Source organism: Pseudomonas sp. UBA3149 (genome assembly GCF_002364655.1).
GTDB classification, from domain to species: domain Bacteria; phylum Pseudomonadota; class Gammaproteobacteria; order Pseudomonadales; family Pseudomonadaceae; genus Chryseomonas; species Chryseomonas luteola.
The window spans coordinates 489,715-505,612 of the sequence record NZ_DEYV01000010.1; the positions used below are offsets into that span (position 1 = coordinate 489,715).

14 protein-coding genes are annotated in these 15,898 nt (G+C 57.1%); 7 read left to right on the top strand and 7 right to left on the bottom strand.

What is annotated here, in order from left to right; genetic code table 11:
• Window positions 1–99: 99 nt before the first annotated feature.
• From B3729_RS08335 to B3729_RS08350, 4 genes are all read right to left on the bottom strand, one after another.
• Complete coding sequence (locus B3729_RS08335) at window positions 100–1,212, bottom strand: succinylglutamate desuccinylase/aspartoacylase family protein (protein WP_010795010.1); 1,113 nt, start codon at window positions 1,210–1,212, stop codon at window positions 100–102.
• Window positions 1,213–1,272: 60 nt separating this feature from the next.
• Window positions 1,273–1,983, bottom strand: a complete 711-nt coding sequence (locus B3729_RS08340) for an ABC transporter permease (RefSeq protein ID WP_010795009.1) — start codon at window positions 1,981–1,983, stop codon at window positions 1,273–1,275.
• Complete coding sequence (locus B3729_RS08345; protein ID WP_010795008.1) at window positions 1,980–2,720, bottom strand: ABC transporter permease; 741 nt, start codon at window positions 2,718–2,720, stop codon at window positions 1,980–1,982. The genes B3729_RS08340 and B3729_RS08345 overlap by 4 nt, the downstream gene beginning before the upstream one ends.
• A gap of 77 nt (window positions 2,721–2,797) precedes the next feature.
• Window positions 2,798–3,577, bottom strand: coding sequence for a transporter substrate-binding domain-containing protein (locus tag B3729_RS08350; RefSeq protein ID WP_286787586.1), 780 nt, complete (start codon window positions 3,575–3,577; stop codon window positions 2,798–2,800).
• Window positions 3,578–3,987: 410 nt separating this feature from the next.
• Between B3729_RS08350 and B3729_RS08355 the strand changes: the two genes are divergently transcribed.
• From B3729_RS08355 to fecA, 6 genes are all read left to right on the top strand, one after another.
• Window positions 3,988–4,665: a M15 family metallopeptidase gene (locus tag B3729_RS08355; RefSeq protein WP_286787587.1), complete on the top strand. Its 678-nt coding sequence runs from the start codon at window positions 3,988–3,990 to the stop codon at window positions 4,663–4,665.
• Window positions 4,666–4,739: 74 nt separating this feature from the next.
• Window positions 4,740–4,997 (top strand): hypothetical protein, encoded by a 258-nt coding sequence (locus B3729_RS08360; RefSeq protein WP_219652394.1) that lies wholly within the window; start codon window positions 4,740–4,742, stop codon window positions 4,995–4,997.
• 148 nt (window positions 4,998–5,145) lie between these two features.
• The gene (locus B3729_RS08365) at window positions 5,146–5,859 is read left to right on the top strand and encodes a DUF2726 domain-containing protein (protein WP_286787588.1); all 714 of its coding nucleotides are present in this window, start codon (window positions 5,146–5,148) and stop codon (window positions 5,857–5,859) included.
• Window positions 5,860–6,009: 150 nt separating this feature from the next.
• Window positions 6,010–6,522 carry a sigma-70 family RNA polymerase sigma factor gene (locus B3729_RS08370; RefSeq protein WP_286787589.1) on the top strand — a complete coding sequence of 171 codons (513 nt, stop codon included), beginning with the start codon at window positions 6,010–6,012 and terminating at the stop codon, window positions 6,520–6,522.
• On the top strand, window positions 6,519–7,460 hold the full coding sequence (locus tag B3729_RS08375) for a FecR domain-containing protein (RefSeq protein WP_286787590.1): 942 nt from the start codon (window positions 6,519–6,521) through the stop codon (window positions 7,458–7,460). The genes B3729_RS08370 and B3729_RS08375 overlap by 4 nt, the downstream gene beginning before the upstream one ends.
• 83 nt (window positions 7,461–7,543) lie before the next feature.
• Window positions 7,544–9,925, top strand: a complete 2,382-nt coding sequence (fecA, locus tag B3729_RS08380) for a TonB-dependent Fe(3+) dicitrate receptor FecA (protein WP_286787591.1) — start codon at window positions 7,544–7,546, stop codon at window positions 9,923–9,925.
• Window positions 9,926–9,951: 26 nt separating this feature from the next.
• Here fecA and B3729_RS08385 read toward each other — a convergent pair whose 3' ends face one another.
• Entirely contained in the window at window positions 9,952–11,673 is a 1,722-nt protein-coding gene (locus B3729_RS08385; protein ID WP_409438656.1) for an ATP-dependent DNA ligase, read from the bottom strand.
• A 219-nt stretch (window positions 11,674–11,892) separates the two neighbouring features.
• Here B3729_RS08385 and B3729_RS08390 point away from each other — a divergent pair, with 219 nt between their 5' ends.
• A complete protein-coding gene (locus B3729_RS08390; RefSeq protein ID WP_286787592.1) occupies window positions 11,893–13,134 on the top strand; it encodes a DUF2254 domain-containing protein in 1,242 nt (413 codons plus the stop codon).
• A 40-nt stretch (window positions 13,135–13,174) separates the two neighbouring features.
• On the opposite strand, the gene B3729_RS08395 is transcribed toward B3729_RS08390, so the two are convergent.
• Both B3729_RS08395 and B3729_RS08400 read right to left on the bottom strand, forming a co-directional pair.
• Window positions 13,175–14,191, bottom strand: a complete 1,017-nt coding sequence (locus B3729_RS08395; RefSeq protein WP_125889253.1) for a ligase-associated DNA damage response exonuclease — start codon at window positions 14,189–14,191, stop codon at window positions 13,175–13,177.
• A gap of 93 nt (window positions 14,192–14,284) precedes the next feature.
• The gene (locus tag B3729_RS08400; RefSeq protein WP_286787593.1) at window positions 14,285–15,871 is read right to left on the bottom strand and encodes a putative bifunctional diguanylate cyclase/phosphodiesterase; all 1,587 of its coding nucleotides are present in this window, start codon (window positions 15,869–15,871) and stop codon (window positions 14,285–14,287) included.
• Between the last annotated feature and the right edge of the window lie 27 nt (window positions 15,872–15,898).

Genomic DNA, 15,898 nt, shown 5'->3' on the forward strand with positions numbered 1-15,898 from the left:
TGAAGTCCTTGTTCCAATCAAACGGCCGTGCTCCAGACATCGGAGCACGGCCACAAGGCGGCCCGTCTGCGCGGGCTCGCCGTGTGCCAGAAACGAGCGTTACGGCGAAAGCAGGTAGCCGCTGCGATAGGCTTCGGTGCCTGCCACGCGTGCGACCGCCATGCCGGCTGTGGCCATACGGCGATTGGCGCAGGCATACAGGACACCTGACACCGAGCTGCGGATAGGCTCTACCCGGTCGGCAATCGGGTCGATCACTTCGGCGATGACCTGTCCGGCTTCGATTACATCGCCTGGTTTTGCCATCAGGACCAGAACACCCCCTATAGGGCTTTCAATCGGCTCTACGGCCGCCAGCGGCGTGGCAGGGAATGGCAGCTCCGGCAGTGCAGGCGCCTCGCCGGAGATGACGCCGTAGTGGGTCAGGTAGTCGAGAATGGCTTGGGCATCCTGTTCAGCCAGATCATGGGACACATCCATTTGGCCTCGCAGCTCGATCGTGACGGAAAAGCTGCCCATGGGAATGCGTTCACCGAACTGCTGATTCAGCTTCCACCACAGAAGCGTAAAGCACTCATCAAATGACTGACCGCCAGAGTCGGTGGCCAGCAGGCTGGCCTTGGAGCCCAGGTAACGGGCCAGGGGCTCTACCTGATCCCAGGCTTCCGGTGTGGTGTAGAGATGCTCTACCGCATCGAAATCGCAGTGCAGGTCGAGCACCATCTCGGCGTCACAGGCCAGCCGCTGCTGAACCAGTCGCTGAGACGTCAATTGATTGTTCGCGGTCTCACGCTCAAGTGTTGCCTTGAAGGCCTTGCGCACCAACGCCTGATTTTGTGCGGGGTCGTCGGTCAGGGTGCCTTCGATTTCAGCAATGACCTTGCTGGTCATGTCCAGGAAGCGACGGTTGAAGTTCTGTCCGGATTCCAGCTCATAGCGGCCCAGGTGAATATCCATGACCTGCTGATCCTGCCCGATAGGGTTGGCGACCGGAACCAGCACAATCTCGGCCTTCAGACGGCCTGCGTCTTCCAGTGTGCGGAGTTGATTCTTGAGTTTCCAGGCGACCAGCATGCCGGGCAGTTCGTCAGCATGCAGCGAGGACTGGATGTAGATCTTGCGGCCGCTGTCCTGCGGTCCGAAATGAAAGCTGTGGATCTTGCGATCGGTGCCGGGCACCGGAGAGATCAGGTCGTGTGTGGCGTGACGCATGAGGTAACTCCTAATGAATCAGCCCGCATCCCTGCGGGTCGTGGCATCCTGCATGAAGGGTCAGCGGGCCGGGCCAAGAAAGGCCAACCAGCGGCGCTCGGCCAGGCGAAACAGGCCAATGAGCGTGAAGGACAGGATGAGGTACAGAATCGCCGCAATACCAAAGGATTGAAAGGTCAGGAATGTCGCAGTGTTGGCATCACGAGCGACCTTGAGAATATCCGGGACGGTAGCCGTGAACGCCAGCGTCGTGGAATGCAGCATCAGAATGACTTCGTTGCTGTAGTAGGGAAGGGCGCGGCGTAGCGCAGACGGCATGATGACGTGAATGTACATCCGCCAGCCTGTCAGGCCGTAGGCCTTGGCTGCCTCGATCTCACCATGGGGAATATTGCGGATCGCACCTGCAAAGATCTCGGTGGTATAGGCGCAGGTGTTGAGAGCAAAAGCCAGAATGGTGCAATTCAGTGCATCCCTGAAGAACTCGTTCATCAGTGGCTGGTTGCGTACAGCTTCGATGCTGTAGATCCCGGTATAGCAGATCAGCAGCTGGAGATAGAGCGGAGTGCCTCGGAACACATACGTATAGAACTGTATCGGCCAGCGAATGAGACGGTGGCGCGATAGTCGCGCAACGGAAAGCGGAAGCGATGCCACGAAGCCGATGGCGATCGAGGCCGTCAGCAACCACAGGGTCATCGCAAGACCCGACAAACCATAACCATCCGTCCAGAGGAAGGCGCGCCAGTACTCCTGCAGGATTTCGATCATCGTACAGCCTCCCGAACACCCGCAGAATAACGGCGCTCCAGCCAGTTCAGGACCTGGTTGGTCAGTGCGGTAATCAGCAGATAGATCACGCCGCCCAGGATCAGGAAGTAGAACATCTTGTAGGTGGTCTTGCCGGCTTCCTGAGTCGCGGTGACGATATCGCTCAGGCCGATGATGGAGACCAGCGCCGTGGCCTTGAGCAGCACCTGCCAGTTATTACCGATGCCAGGTAGGGCAAAGCGCATCATTTGCGGAAAGGTAATCCGAAAAAAGGTCTGCGTACGTGTCATGCCATATGCGGTGGCGGCCTCGATTTGCCCCCGCGGCACCGCCAGGATCGCCCCACGAAATGTTTCGGTGAAGTACGCGCCATAAATGAAACCCAGGGTCAGTACCCCGGCGGAAAGCGGATCAATTTCGATATAGTCCCAATCCATGTAATCGGTGAACTCGCCCAGCCAGCTCTGCAGGCTGTAAAAGATCAGAAGCATGAGCACAAGATCAGGGACGCCCCGAATCAGCGTGGTATACAGGGCGGCGGGCAGGCGAAAGGCCTTGATGGGGGATAGTTTGGCCGTGGCGCCGAGCAGGCCCAGGATGACTGACACCACCAGCGACAGGACAGCCAGCTTCATGGTCATCCAGGTGCCTTCCAGCAGTAGAGGACCGTAACCGTGGAGTGCGAAGGCGCCCAACCCCAGGTTTTCAAGAAAGGTGTCGAACGAAGTCTGCGGCATGTTTGATCGCGCTGTTCTTATAGGTCTTGAAATGCCAACGCCTCCACAAGCGGGAGGCGCTGACGTTAAGGCGGATCTTACTTGTTGTTATAGATATCCAGATCGCCAAAGTACTTCTTCTGAATCTTCTCGTAGGTGCCGTCGGCATGAATGGCCGCGATTCCCTTGTTCAGCAGGGCCTTCATTTCGTCGTTGCCCTTGCGTACGCCAATGGCGGTATCGGCAGGCAGCAGCTCGTCACGAATCGACTGGTTGACATAATCCTTGCCTTGAGGAGATTTCATGAAATCTCCTTCGGCCTGCAACATGTCCTGCATGGATACATCGATGCGGCCCGAGGTCAGGTCAGCATAAACCTGATCCTGGTCCTGGTAGCTCTGTACCTTCACGCCGGCAGTGGCTAGCTTGGTCTTGGCAAAGTTTTCCTGAATGGTGCCCTGCTGAACACCAACGACCTTACCCTTGAGTGACTCGGCCGTAGGCTCTAGATTGGCACCTTTCTCCATAATCATGGACGAGTTGCCTGACCACATGCGGTCTGTGAAGTCGATCTGCTCGGCTCGCTGAGGCGTTACGGTCAGCGAGGACAGGATGCCGTCAAACTTGCGTGCCCGCAGGCCTGGGATCAATCCGTCGAAGTCGCTGACGATCCAGCGGCATTTCACCGCCAGCTTTTCACAAATGGCATTGCCCAGTTCTACATCGAATCCTGCAAAGCTTCCATCCGGTGCCTTGTATTCGAAAGGAGGATAGGTGGTGTCTACACCGAAACGAATCTCCTTGATGTCCTTCGCCAGCGCAGAGCCCGCGGAAAGGCACAGCGCAATTGCGGAGAGGGTCAGCCATTTCTTTTTCATGGGTCGTCCTAATACGAATAATTGCAATAGAGTGCGTACCAGAGGTCGCGCTGCAGATGACGGGCTGTTCGCAGCAATAACCGAACCAACTGCCACTATATTGAGGTCATGTCCATAAACACAGAGTAGGCCAGGCGTCTCGTCCGGGAAGAATAAGGCAGCCTTTATTCACTATCCTGCACCTAAAATGTGCGTAATTCCCTAAGAGAGCAGGAGGTTGCACAGCTTTGGTGCGAAAGGATGATGGCATCTTGAAACTGATTGGTGTGCATACAGCCTGGTATGCCATTTGGGAAGTGTCACCCAAGAGAGGTGCGCTTTGTAGCAACGCAGCGAAACGGTGGGTGGATTCGAAACGATTGGATGACATGATCTTTCTAGATTGATCAAGGCGTATACGGGAGCGGGTAATGCTTGACGAATGGGAGCTGACAGGCAGGGCGCGAACGCATCTGTTGCAGATCGATAACCCACGCTATGCGATCCATCGTGAGGTCTATGCGCCGTTCAAGGCAATGCAGGAGGCTGCACGGAGGGATGGATTTACCTTGCATCCATTCAGTGCCTTTCGTGACTACAGGACGCAGCTCAGAATCTGGAACCGTAAGTTTGCCGGTGAAAAGCCGTTGTATGACCGCAACGGCCAGGTGCGTGATCAGTCTGCTCTTGCCGTGGATGAGCGCATCGACTGCATTCTGAATTGGTCAGCTCTGCCAGGCGCAAGCCGCCATCACTGGGGCACCGAAATCGATGTGGTTGACCTGACCCAGGCTCCGCCAGGGTATGTCGTTCAGCTGCTGCCTGAGGAGACGCAGCCCGGCGGTGTGTTTCATAAGCTGCATCTCTGGCTCGATGCGCACATCGAACAGTTCGGCTTTTTTCGACCTTATCGGGAATACCGGGGCGGTATGTATGAAGAGCCCTGGCACCTCAGTTATGAGCCGCTGGCAACCCTTGCGCTCGAATGGCTAACGTTGGATCTGCTGGAGCAGGTTGTTGCCGAGTCATCCATGTTGGGGCGGGAGGCCGTTCTAGAACGCTTGCCGGACCTGTACGAGCGACACGTCCGTATGATCTGTGATCGCTAGCTTCTGGATGTGCTACCCCTGATACCCTGTTCAGGCTAAGCTATTCGAAGGTTTATTGTTTTCTGGAGTTGACGGTGAAAGAGCCTCGGGCAAATGCCTCTCATGTGGGTGATCTTCCTGCACATGATGGTAAGTCGGTCGCGCTGTTCGTGCTTGCGCTCATTCTGGCACTCTTCGGTACCATCGCCATGTGTGTTGAGTTCGCTCGCGGTACTCAGCAGTACGGATTGCCGCTCATCGTCTGGATTCTGGCCTTTTTCATAAAAATGGCGGAAAGCTTTCGGCTGCGCAGTCTGCTCAAGGCCGCATACGAGCCTGCTGGCAAGCGCTGAGCCCTTAGCTGATCCCTGTTGAGCCGATGGAAGCGCAAGAGTCCATCGGCTTGCCTGTACTATCACTCATCCTGAACACCGCATCGTTATAGGCTGCCGGCGTATAACGCATCTGTTTTTATCCGCCTTTCCTGCTGTTGGTCATCTCATGGTTCATCTGTTGTCAGCGCATCCCTGGCTTTATGTCGGGCTTGGCGTCGTTGTTTTTCTTTGTATCGTCATCGCGCTGCGTTCGCGTGATACCCAGCGAGCGTTTCCCTATGTGCTTAACGAAGCGCTGTTTACACCTGCTGAACGCGCCTTTTTAACCGTACTCGATGAGGCGATTGGTGAGGACTACCGCATCTTTGGCAAGGTCCGCATTGCAGATGTGGCTAGCGTGAAAGCCATTCGGGACCAAAAGAGCTGGTACAGAGCCTTCAACAAGATCAGCGCCAAACATTTCGACTACGTCCTCTGCAACCGCGATGACCTGTCATTCGTGGCGGTTATCGAGCTGGATGACAGCTCCCACCAGCGGCCTGATCGGCAGGCACGGGACCTCTTTGTGGTGGGCGTCTGTCGGGCGATTGCCTTGCCGCTTATCCAGATTCCGGTACAAGGGGCTTATTCGACTGCGCAGGTGCGGGAAGAGATCATGGCTGTCTTACAGAAGGGCGGGGCCTTGACCTCGCGCAAACGCACAGCAGCCCGGCGCTCCAGCAAAGGGGAGGCGGCGAGCGAGGCAGCGTCTCCGATATGCTCGAAATGCGGCTCGCCCATGGTCATGCGCAAGGCCAGGCAAGGAAGCAATGCTGGCGCCTATTTCTGGGGCTGCAGCGCCTTTCCAGATTGCCGCAACATCGTACGCATTGAGGAATAGTGTCCGCTGACGCTAACGTTTTATGTAATACCAGCCCATTTATATAGTGGCAAACTGAGCTTAACCCTTGTTGTAATCATCCAGGCTTGCCTATAATGAGAACAATTATCATTAAGTGAATGCCTAGGATTCTAGCGCAAGGATATCGGTGTGCACGCCAGCAGTACTTCACCACAGGGGGATCTTGGCCAGCTCTATCATGAGCATCGCTCCTGGGTATTTGGATGGTTGCGCCGGCGTCTGGGGTGCTCCGATAGTGCAGATGACTTGACCCACGATACGTTCATTCGCCTCCTGGGAAGTCAGGAGCTGGGCCAGCTTGCTGAACCTCGGGCTTTTCTCATTACTGTTGCCAAGCGTGTCCTATTCAATCATTACCGACGTCAGGATATCGAGCGGGCCTACCTGGATGCCTTGGCGGCCTTGCCTGAGCAGGAGGTTCCCAGCGAGGAAGTTCGTGCTATCGCTCTGGAAACACTTCTGGAGTTGGCTCGCGTATTGGATGGATTGGCTGAACCGATCAAACAGGCTTTTCTGTTGGCACAGCTGGACGGAATGCCATACGCCGATATCGCCGCACATCTCGGTGTTTCGCTGGCAACCGTCAAGCGGTACATCGCCAAGGCCGCTCAGCAATGTTATTTCGCGGAGTGCATGGCGTGACAGCGCCCATCTCTCCCCGGATCGCCGAGCAGGCCGTGCAGTGGCTGGTAGAGCTGCAGGCGGGGGCAGGCGAGGAAGAGCATCGGGCCTGGCAACAATGGCGGGCCGCTGATCCTGAGCACGAGCGTGCCTGGCAGCGGATCGAGACCATCAACCAGCGGCTGCAGGGGTTGCCCTCAAAGGCTGCGCGTCAGGCTGTATTGAGCAAGCCCGCATACGGTCGCCGCGAGGCGCTGAAGCTCATGGGGGTGTTTGCCCTCCTGGGCCCGGCCGCCTGGCTCTTAAAGGAGCGTGCCGAGCCCTGGTTGGCGGACTACCACACCCGGATTGGGGAGCAGCGAACGGTTATCCTGACCGATGGCAGCCGCCTTGATCTGAATACCGACAGTGCTGTGAATGTCAGCATCACGGCTACGCAGCGTCAGCTCATGCTGATTCGTGGCGAGATACTGTTACACGCTGCCCATTCAGCCCTGCCATTTTCGGTACAGAGCCAGGCAGGCATGGTCTCAACAACCCAGGGGCGTTTCAATCTTCGCAAGTTCGACGATGGCTGCCGGTTGAGTGTTTTTGCTGGCAGCGTTCAGGTGCGTTGTGCCGAGCGGCCGGATCTATCCACGACCCTGACGGCGGGGCAACAGGTACGCTTTAGCGCGCACCACCTGGGTAAGGTAGTACCGCTCGATAGTGGTCTGGATGCCTGGCGTGACGGTCTGCTGGTGGCAGCCCATATGCCGCTTGGGCAGTTCATCCAGGAGCTATCTCGCTATCAGCCCGGTTGGCTGAAGTGCGACGAGCACGTTGAGAGTCTGCTGGTTTCAGGAACGTATCCACTCAAGGACATAGAAGCCATCCTGGCCATGCTGGAAGTTACCCAGCCGGTGCGCATCCAGCGGCGGACGCGCTACTGGATCAGCATTCAGCCTCGCACAGCGTGAGTTGAATATTTTCAATCAGCGGTGAGCCTTTTCCACTTCTCGCGTGACAAGTAAGGCAGGTACCCTTACTGCAGGCTGATCTCATGTCTTCCTCTACATTTACATTGACCCCTTTAAGCCGGGCGCTTCGCCATGTCGTGTTCGGTACAGCTGTGCTGCTTGGCAGTGTGCCGCTGATGGCAACGGCGCAAACGGTTACTCAGGCTGAGATGAGCCGAACATTTCATATTGCCCCCGGTCCGCTGGAGGCCGCCCTCAACCAGTTCGGCCAGACGGCGAATATCATGGTGGCGTTCAGTCCCGATCTGACGACGAACCGCACCACTCAAGGGCTGGAGGGTGAATTCGGTATTTTCGAAGGGTTGAGCCATCTGTTGGAGGGGAGTGGGCTTGAGGCCGTCGCGCAGAAGGGTGGCTATAGCCTGCAACCCGTTGCTGTTCCGGCATCTGCCACTAACGATGAGGGGGCAGCAGCCAACCTGGAAACCCTGACCGTGGTAGGTGACTGGCTGGGTGATGCGCAGCAGCAGGATGTATTCGAGCATCCAGGGGCACGGGATGTGATCCGCCGCGATGAGTTCGAGCGGGTCGGCGCCTCCACGGCGCGTGAAGTGCTCAACCGGATTCCCGGTGTGAATGCGCCGGAAAACAACGGAACCGGCAGCCATGACATGGCACTCAACTTTGGTATCCGAGACCTCAATCCGCGTCTCGCATCCCGTTCGACAGTGTTGATGGATGGCATCCCGGTCCCGTTTGCACCCTATGGCCAGCCACAGTTGTCCTTTGCACCCATTTCCATGGGCAACATGGATGCAGTCGATGTGGTGCGCGGTGGTGGTGCAGTCCGCTATGGCCCGCAGAACGTGGGCGGTATCGTCAACTTCGTGACCCGTGCCATTCCTGACGACTTTACCGTCAAGGGCGGCATCCAGAACGAACTCAGTCCGTCTTCAAGTCATGACGGTATCAAGACCAGTGGCAACCTGCTCATTGGTGGTACGGGGGAAAACGGTCTGGGTGGCGCCTTGCTGTATTCAGGCGTACGGGGCGGTGACTACCGTGAGCACAGTGATACGCAGATTGATGATCTGATCCTCAAGGGTAAATACCAGCTCGATGACGCCAACAGCTTTACGGCGATCGGCCAGTACTACGGGGGCAAGGCAGAGATGCCGGGTGGCCTGTCGGTTGCCGATTTCGACAGCAACCCGTACCAGTCCACACGTCCCCTGGATAAATTCTGGGGCCGTCGTACCCTGGTCGGCCTGGGATATCAGTATGAAGAAGACGCGCGGAAGTTCACGGTGAATACGTTCTTCACCAAGACCCTACGCAGCGGTTATCTGGATCAAGGTACATTCCAGTCGCTATCGCCCCGCGAGTACTGGGTGCGTGGGGTGGAAACCCGGTTCTCCCAGGGCTTTTCTTTAGGCGAGAGCTGGCATGAGGTGGGCATCGGCTACCGCTATGTCAACGAAGCCAGTCACGAGCTGCGATATCGGGTACCGACCTCCACGGAGCGGCCATCCACGTCCAGCCGCAAGGATCGCGACACCCGCGGCAGTACCGAGGCCAATGCGTTCTATATCGACGACCGTATCGACATCGGCAAATGGACGTTCACCCCAGGTATTCGCTACGAGCTGATCGATTCCGAGCAGGTCAACAAGCTCAACAATACACCTTATAAAGGTGACTACCACGCCTCGCTGCCCGCGCTGAACGTGATGTATCACGTAACCGACACCTGGAACCTGTATGCCAACACAGAGGGCTCGTTTGGTTCGGTCCAGTACAGCCAGATGCCGAACCGGGTTGCTGCAGGTGAAGTAAAGCCGGAAAAGGCACGCACCTGGGAAGTGGGTACTCGTTACGATAACGGGACTTTGAAGGCGGAGTTGGGAGCCTTTCTTATCAATTTTGATAACCAGTACGACAGCAGTCAGACGCTGGATACGGTTATCGCCCGTGGTAAAACACGCCACCGCGGTCTTGAGGCCAGCGTGACTTATCAGCTGGAAGACCTGAGCCCGAGCCTGGCCGGATTCGATGTCTACGCAACCTACGCCTACGTGGATGCCACCATTCGTGAAGAGGGGCCAAACAAGGGTAACCGTGTACCGTTCTCGTCCAAACACAAGGGTACGCTGGGCGTAGGCTACACCCACAATGCCTGGCGTCTGGATCTGGACAGCGCCTTCCAATCCAGCCAGTACGCCGATAATGCCAATACGGTGGAGGAGAGCGCCGATGGCAGCAACGGCCGTATCCCTGGCTACATGACCTGGAACAGTCGTGCGGCTTATGACTTTGGTCCGCAACTGTCCAACCTGAAAGTAGCGGTCGGGGTGAAGAATATCTTCAATACCGAGTATTACACCCGCTCCTTTGACGACAACAACAAGGGCAAATACCTGGGGCAGCCGCGTACCGTCTATCTACAGACATCAGTCGCATTCTGAGACGTCTGTAAAGGAGGCCTGTCTGGTTAAACCAGCAGGCCTTGCAGGATGTCCAGCGTATCTGCTTCCTCAACAGGCTTGTCGTGACGCCAGCGCAGCATGCGCGGGAAGCGCACGGCAACGCCGCTCTTGTGCCGCGTGGACAGGGCTATGCCTTCAAAACCCAGTTCGAATACCAGTGTTGGCTGGACGCTGCGTACAGGGCCGAATTTCTCGACAGTAGTCTTGCGCACAATGGCATCCACCTTGCGCATTTCTTCATCGGTCAGACCCGAATAAGCCTTGGCGAAAGGTACCAGGGTACGCTCGGTGCCCGGCGGGCCATCCCAGACGGCAAAGGTGTAGTCGGTGTATAGGCTGGCGCGTCTGCCATGGCCGCGCTGGGCATAAATCAGTACCGCATCCACCGAGAACGGGTCGACCTTCCATTTCCACCAGACGCCCATGTCCTTGGTGCGTCCCACCCCATAAAGCGAGTCCCGGGCCTTGAGCATCATGCCTTCCACCCCGAGCGTGCGGGAGGCCTCCCGCTGGTGGGCAAGGTCCTGCCAGCTTTCACCGGCAAGAAGGGGGGAGGGGCGTAAAAGAGGACTGTTGCACTGTGCGGTGACCGCTTCAAGTTGCGCCCGACGCTCATGCTGCGGGCGGCTGCGCCAGTCATGCCCTTGCCATTCCAGCAGGTCATAGGCCAGGATGACTACAGGTACATCGTCGAGCAGCTTCTTGCTCAGGGTTTTACGACCGATGCGCTGCTGCAAGAGCGCAAAGGGTTTGACACCAAACGGAATAGGCTCGCCGGGCGCGTGTTCGGCCTGCTGGTGGGTGACCTCTTTGCTGCTCATCAGCAGGTCGGGGCTTTCCTCGTCTTTCCAGACGACAATTTCACCGTCAATGACAGTGCCGTCTGGCAGGCAGGTGGCGAGCGCGTGCAATTCGGGAAAACGATCGGTGACCAGATCCTCGCCCCGAGACCAGATCCACAGGCGCCCGTCGCGTTTGACCAACTGCGAGCGGATGCCGTCCCATTTCCATTCCACCTGCCAGTTCTCGACAGGCCCCAGCTGGGCATCGAATTGATCGACGGGTAGCTGGAGGGCATGCGCCAGGAAAAACGGATAGGGCTGCCCGCCACGCTGGGCATGTTCATCGTCCGACTCGGGAGCGATCAGCGCAAGGTAAGCTTCGGCAGTCGGACGATGGGACAGGTCCGTATAGCCCACCAGACGCTGGGCTACGCGCTTGGCATCCAGGCCTGCCATGGTTGCGAGCGCGCGCGTAACCAGCAGCTTGGATACGCCAACTCGAAACTCGCCGGTAATAAGCTTGAGGCTGACCATGAGACTGGGCCGGTCCAGTTGCGACCACAGCTGCGGCAGGCGCTCAGCCAGTTCTTCCGGCGCAAGGCCACGTAAGGGCAGAAGCCGCTCCTCCATCCAGACCGCCAGACCCTCATCCGAAAGATGCTCGGCGGTAGGAATAAGCAGCGACATCGTTTCTGCCAGATCGCCTACCGCCTGATAGCTCTCCTCGAACAGCCATTCCGGAAGGTTCGAGGCGGCAATCGTCAGCTCTCGAAGCTGGCGCGTGGGCACCGTTCGCCGCGGGCGTCCGCCGGCCAGGAAATAAACGGCCCAGGCTGCATCGGCAGGCTCGGCCTGGTTGAAGTAATCCTGCATGGCCTGGAGCTTGGCATTGCTTGAGGTTGTTGCATCCAGGCGGGCATAGAGATCGGCGAAGGCTTTCATCATGGTCTCGCTTTCTACACAGCGTTCAGAAGCAATCAGTAACGGGCCGCTCGCGAGCCTCTGTTAATCCGATATCGCTTCGCTGTTGTTATGAGCCTGTTATGGGGAAAGGAGTTCGTGATGTGGTGTGTTCCTGTTCCCCTGTCCGGTTTATCAGGCGACGTGGAACAGCAGGACCACTGCAGCCTTCTAAGTGATTGTCTGACAATGAGGTTGCAGTAGATGGGCCAACATATCCGCTTCATCTGGATCGCCTGCCGGGACAGTCTCTGGTTTATCCCAATGGTGATAGCGCTCCTGGCGGCCGGATTGGCCGTGGCGCTCGTGTCCTTAGAGCGCCTGGGCATCATCAATGCAGGTGAGCGGCTGGTGTGGCTGGCGGGCAGTACAGGGGCGGGGGCTCGTTCAGTGCTATCGGCGATTGGAACCAGCGTGGTGACGGTCACGGGTACAGTCTTTTCCATCATGATCGTTGCACTTCAGCTGTCCAGCAGTCAGTTTTCGCCGCGTCAACTCAGAAACTTCACCTCTGATCGAGCCAATCAAGTGGTCTTGGGCCTGCTGATCGGGACCTTCACGTATACCTTGATTGTCATGAGCATGATCCGCTCGGCCTCGCCCTCATCCGTACCCTTTGTTCCGCAAATCGCTATCGCGCTGGGCATAGTGCTGGCGTTGGTCAGCGTTGGTTTGATTATCTACTTCATCGATCACGCCTCCCGCTCCATGCAGATTGCCGTCATCCTGCAGCAGGTGACTCATCGTGCCATCGAACAGATTGAGCAGGCCTTCGTGCCTCTCGACAAACCTCAGGCCGAGCCCGATGCGTATGTAAACGAGGCGTTGGATAAGAACGGGTACCCTTTGTGTACGCAGCAGGGAGGTTACCTGCAGGCTATCGACCGCAAGGGGCTGCTCAAGTTGGCGCACAAGCAGAGTTTAATCATTCGTATGGAGCACCGCATCGGCAGCTTTATCTTGCCCGGTGCCCCAGTTGCCTTGATCTGGCCTGCCGAGGCGGCTGATGCTGCCGTCATGGCAGAGCTGAGGAAAAAGTTCGTTCTTGGATCGGATCGTACGCCCGAGCAGGATATCGAGTACTGGCTGATAGAAATGGCAGATATCGCGATCAAGGCGTTATCGCCTTCCATCAATGATCCTACTACAGCATTTCGAGCCATTGACCGGCTTTGTGAAACGCTGGTGTTCCTGGGGCAGCGTAAGCCTTGCTGGACACATTGCGGTGACGACGGAAAGATTCGGTTGATCGAACGCCCTCTGACATTCGAGCTGGCGGTAGGGCTTGCATTTGAGCAGATCCACCATTTTGGCCAGACCAATCCTTCCGTGCTCAAAAAGCTGGCCGACTCGGTGAATGCATTGATAAAGCGGGTTCCACATGACGAACGGGTCGCCTTGATTCGGTACAGTCGCTTGCCTGATGACATTGCGCTGAAGCATTGATTGGCGCAAGCAAAAGGCACGCGCGTATATTCTTTTTTACTTAGGCGGACTTCTCGTTGTTGGGCTCGTCGTCTTCATCACCGTATTCCGTGGTAAAGCCTTGGGCATCTAGTCCCTGTTCACGAAGGTAGCGAACCAACACTCCCACAGAGCCATGGGTCACCATGACCCGTTCAGCCCCTGTCTGTTCAATGGCCCAGAGCAGGCCAGGCCAGTCGGCGTGGTCGGAGAGCACAAAGCCACGGTCCACGCCACGACGCCGACGCGTTCCACGCAGCATCATCCAGCCGCTGGCGAAGGCATCGCTATGCTCGCCGAATCGGCGAATCCAGGTGCTTCCGCCAGCCGAGGGCGGCGCAATGATCAGGGCCTTGCGCAGAAGAGGGTCGTTCTTCTTGAAGTCCCCTGCGTAGTGGGTATCCGGGATGTACACACCGCCTTCACGGTAGACCCGGTTGAGCGGTTCCACAGCGCCGTGAGTCAGAATAGGGCCGATACTCGCATCGATTCCGTGCAGGATGCGCTGTGCCTTGCCGAAAGCGTAGCAATACAGCACGCTGGCGCGGTCTTCCGCTGCATTCTGCCGCCACCAGGCATTGATCTGCGCAAAAATCTCTGCCTGCGGCTGCCACGTATAAATAGGCAGGCCAAATGTGGATTCGGTAATGAAGGTGTGGCAGCGCACGGGTTCGAAGGCGTCACAGGTGCCGTCCGGTTCTACCTTGTAATCCCCCGACGCTACCCAGACCTCACCCTGGTATTCCAGGCGGACCTGGGCTGAGCCCAGAACATGCCCGGCCGGGTGAAGGCTGATCTTGACGCCATGGTGATCGATGACTTCGCCGTAGTGCAGCGTTTGCAGATTGATGTCTTGCCCCAGTCGGGAGCGAAGAATGCCTTCGCTGGGCGCTGACGCCAGGTAATGCTGATTCCCCCCACGTGCATGATCGCCATGGGCATGGGTAATGACGGAGCGTTCGACGGGGCGCCAGGGATCGATATAGAAATCCCCTGGAGGGCAATAGAGACCTTCGGGTCGGGCGATGACAAGATCCATGGTGTCGCTCTTGATGGGCTTATCTAATAAGAGCGGAACGGGGCGGATCAGTTCGAGCGGGCTGCGCTCGCCTTGTGACCTGAAAGGGCAGGCCTAAATCACCGGCTCTGCGCGGGAGGCGTCCGACCTATAGCAACCGTGGCGTTCCAGCAGCTCAGGAACCTCGGAATTGGGCACCGCCCGGCTGAAGAGGAACCCCTGACCGAATTCACATCCTGCCTCGCGTAGCCACTGGACCTGATAGTCATGTTCGATCCCTTCGGCAATGGATGGCATGTTCAGACCATGCCCCAGCCCCAGCATGCAGCGCACAATCTTGTCATCCTTGTCATTGATGGCCATGGAGTCGATGAACTCGCGATCGATTTTCAACTTATCAAAGGTAAAGCGGCTGATCTGCGCCATGCTGGAATAGCCCGTGCCAAAGTCATCGACAGCAACCCGTACGCCCAGCTCCCGTAGCAGATCCAGGTTGAGCTTGGCCTGCCGAATATCCTTGACGATGGCGGTTTCGGTGATTTCGATTTCCAGCTGCGAGGCCGCAAATCCGGTCTCAAGCAGAATACGTTCAATGCGGTCCGGCAGCAGAGGATCGCGCAGATCGATCGCGCTCAGGTTGAAGGACAGATAAATGCCTGTAGGCCAGTATTTGGCATCGATACAGGCTTTTCGCAGGAGATAATCCGTCAACTCGGTCATCAGGCCGCTTTCCTCGGCCGCCGGAATGAACTTGTCGGGAACGATGGAGCCATGGATCGGATGATCAAGCCGGGCCAGCGCTTCAAAACCGGCAATGGTCATTCCATCCAAGGCAACGATTGGCTGGTACTCGGGCCGGACGTAGCCCTGTTCGATGGACTCGCGCAATGCCTGAGCAATCATGGATTGCTGTTCCAGCATATGATCCTGGGCCATGTCGAAGAAGCGAATGATATTCTTGCCGTTGCGTTTGCCCTGGTAGAGCGCAACATCGGCGCGACGAAGCAACGTACTGATGTCCTGCCCATCATTGGGGTAATGGGAAACGCCAAATGTGGCCGCCGTCATCAGTGCAGTCGAACCATGGACCATCGGGGTTGCAACCAGACCCGCCAGTCCTTTCAGAATGGCGTGGGCTGCGGTCTCGCTCTTGGCGGAATGCAGCAGAACAGCAAACTCGTCTCCACCCAGGCGGCAAATAAAATCTCCTTTAGGTAGAGCCGTAGCCACACGCTGCGAAATCTCTTCGAGCAACCGGTCGCCCGTAATATGGCCGTATATATCGTTGATGGCCTTGAATCCATCCAAGTCGAAAATGGCTAGGAAGAAGGGCTCTCGCGTGCCGCGTATCGCTTGTGCGAAATGCTCATTCAACGCGCGGCGATTCGGCAGGTGCGTGAGATTGTCATGATTGGCCAGGTGATAGGCTTCCTCCTGCGCCTGCTTGCGTGCTTCGATTTCCTTGCGCATATCCGCGATGCGACGGAATCCGAAGAAGAAGCCGCACCACCCAATGATGATAAATGCCGTTATGCACTCGTCGACTTGCCAGCTTTCGTGTCTGGCGCTGAAAGCTACAAGATGCTCGAAGAAATCACATTCGATCATCACTACAAGCAGTAAGACACCCAAGGCAATGATGCTGGCAACGTCTCTGAAATGCCTTTTATGCAGTGAGTAGAAAAAGGGCTTCAGAGACATGAGCAGCTCGGTAGCAAGATCGAACAA

Excerpts from the sequence above, each read along its gene's own strand:
- B3729_RS08350 (WP_286787586.1), bottom strand. The coding sequence starts at position 3,577 with ATGAAAAAGAAATGGCTGACCCTCTCCGCAATTGCGCTGTGCCTTTCC.
- B3729_RS08355 (WP_286787587.1), top strand. The coding sequence starts at position 3,988 with ATGCTTGACGAATGGGAGCTGACAGGCAGGGCGCGAACGCATCTGTTG.
- B3729_RS08340 (WP_010795009.1), bottom strand. The coding sequence starts at position 1,983 with ATGATCGAAATCCTGCAGGAGTACTGGCGCGCCTTCCTCTGGACGGAT.
- B3729_RS08400 (WP_286787593.1), bottom strand. The coding sequence starts at position 15,871 with ATGTCTCTGAAGCCCTTTTTCTACTCACTGCATAAAAGGCATTTCAGA.
- B3729_RS08335 (WP_010795010.1), bottom strand. The coding sequence starts at position 1,212 with ATGCGTCACGCCACACACGACCTGATCTCTCCGGTGCCCGGCACCGAT.
- B3729_RS08390 (WP_286787592.1), top strand. The coding sequence starts at position 11,893 with ATGGGCCAACATATCCGCTTCATCTGGATCGCCTGCCGGGACAGTCTC.
- B3729_RS08395 (WP_125889253.1), bottom strand. The coding sequence starts at position 14,191 with ATGGATCTTGTCATCGCCCGACCCGAAGGTCTCTATTGCCCTCCAGGG.
- B3729_RS08385 (WP_409438656.1), bottom strand. The coding sequence starts at position 11,673 with ATGATGAAAGCCTTCGCCGATCTCTATGCCCGCCTGGATGCAACAACC.
- B3729_RS08365 (WP_286787588.1), top strand. The coding sequence starts at position 5,146 with ATGGTTCATCTGTTGTCAGCGCATCCCTGGCTTTATGTCGGGCTTGGC.
- fecA (WP_286787591.1), top strand. The coding sequence starts at position 7,544 with ATGTCTTCCTCTACATTTACATTGACCCCTTTAAGCCGGGCGCTTCGC.
- B3729_RS08345 (WP_010795008.1), bottom strand. The coding sequence starts at position 2,720 with ATGCCGCAGACTTCGTTCGACACCTTTCTTGAAAACCTGGGGTTGGGC.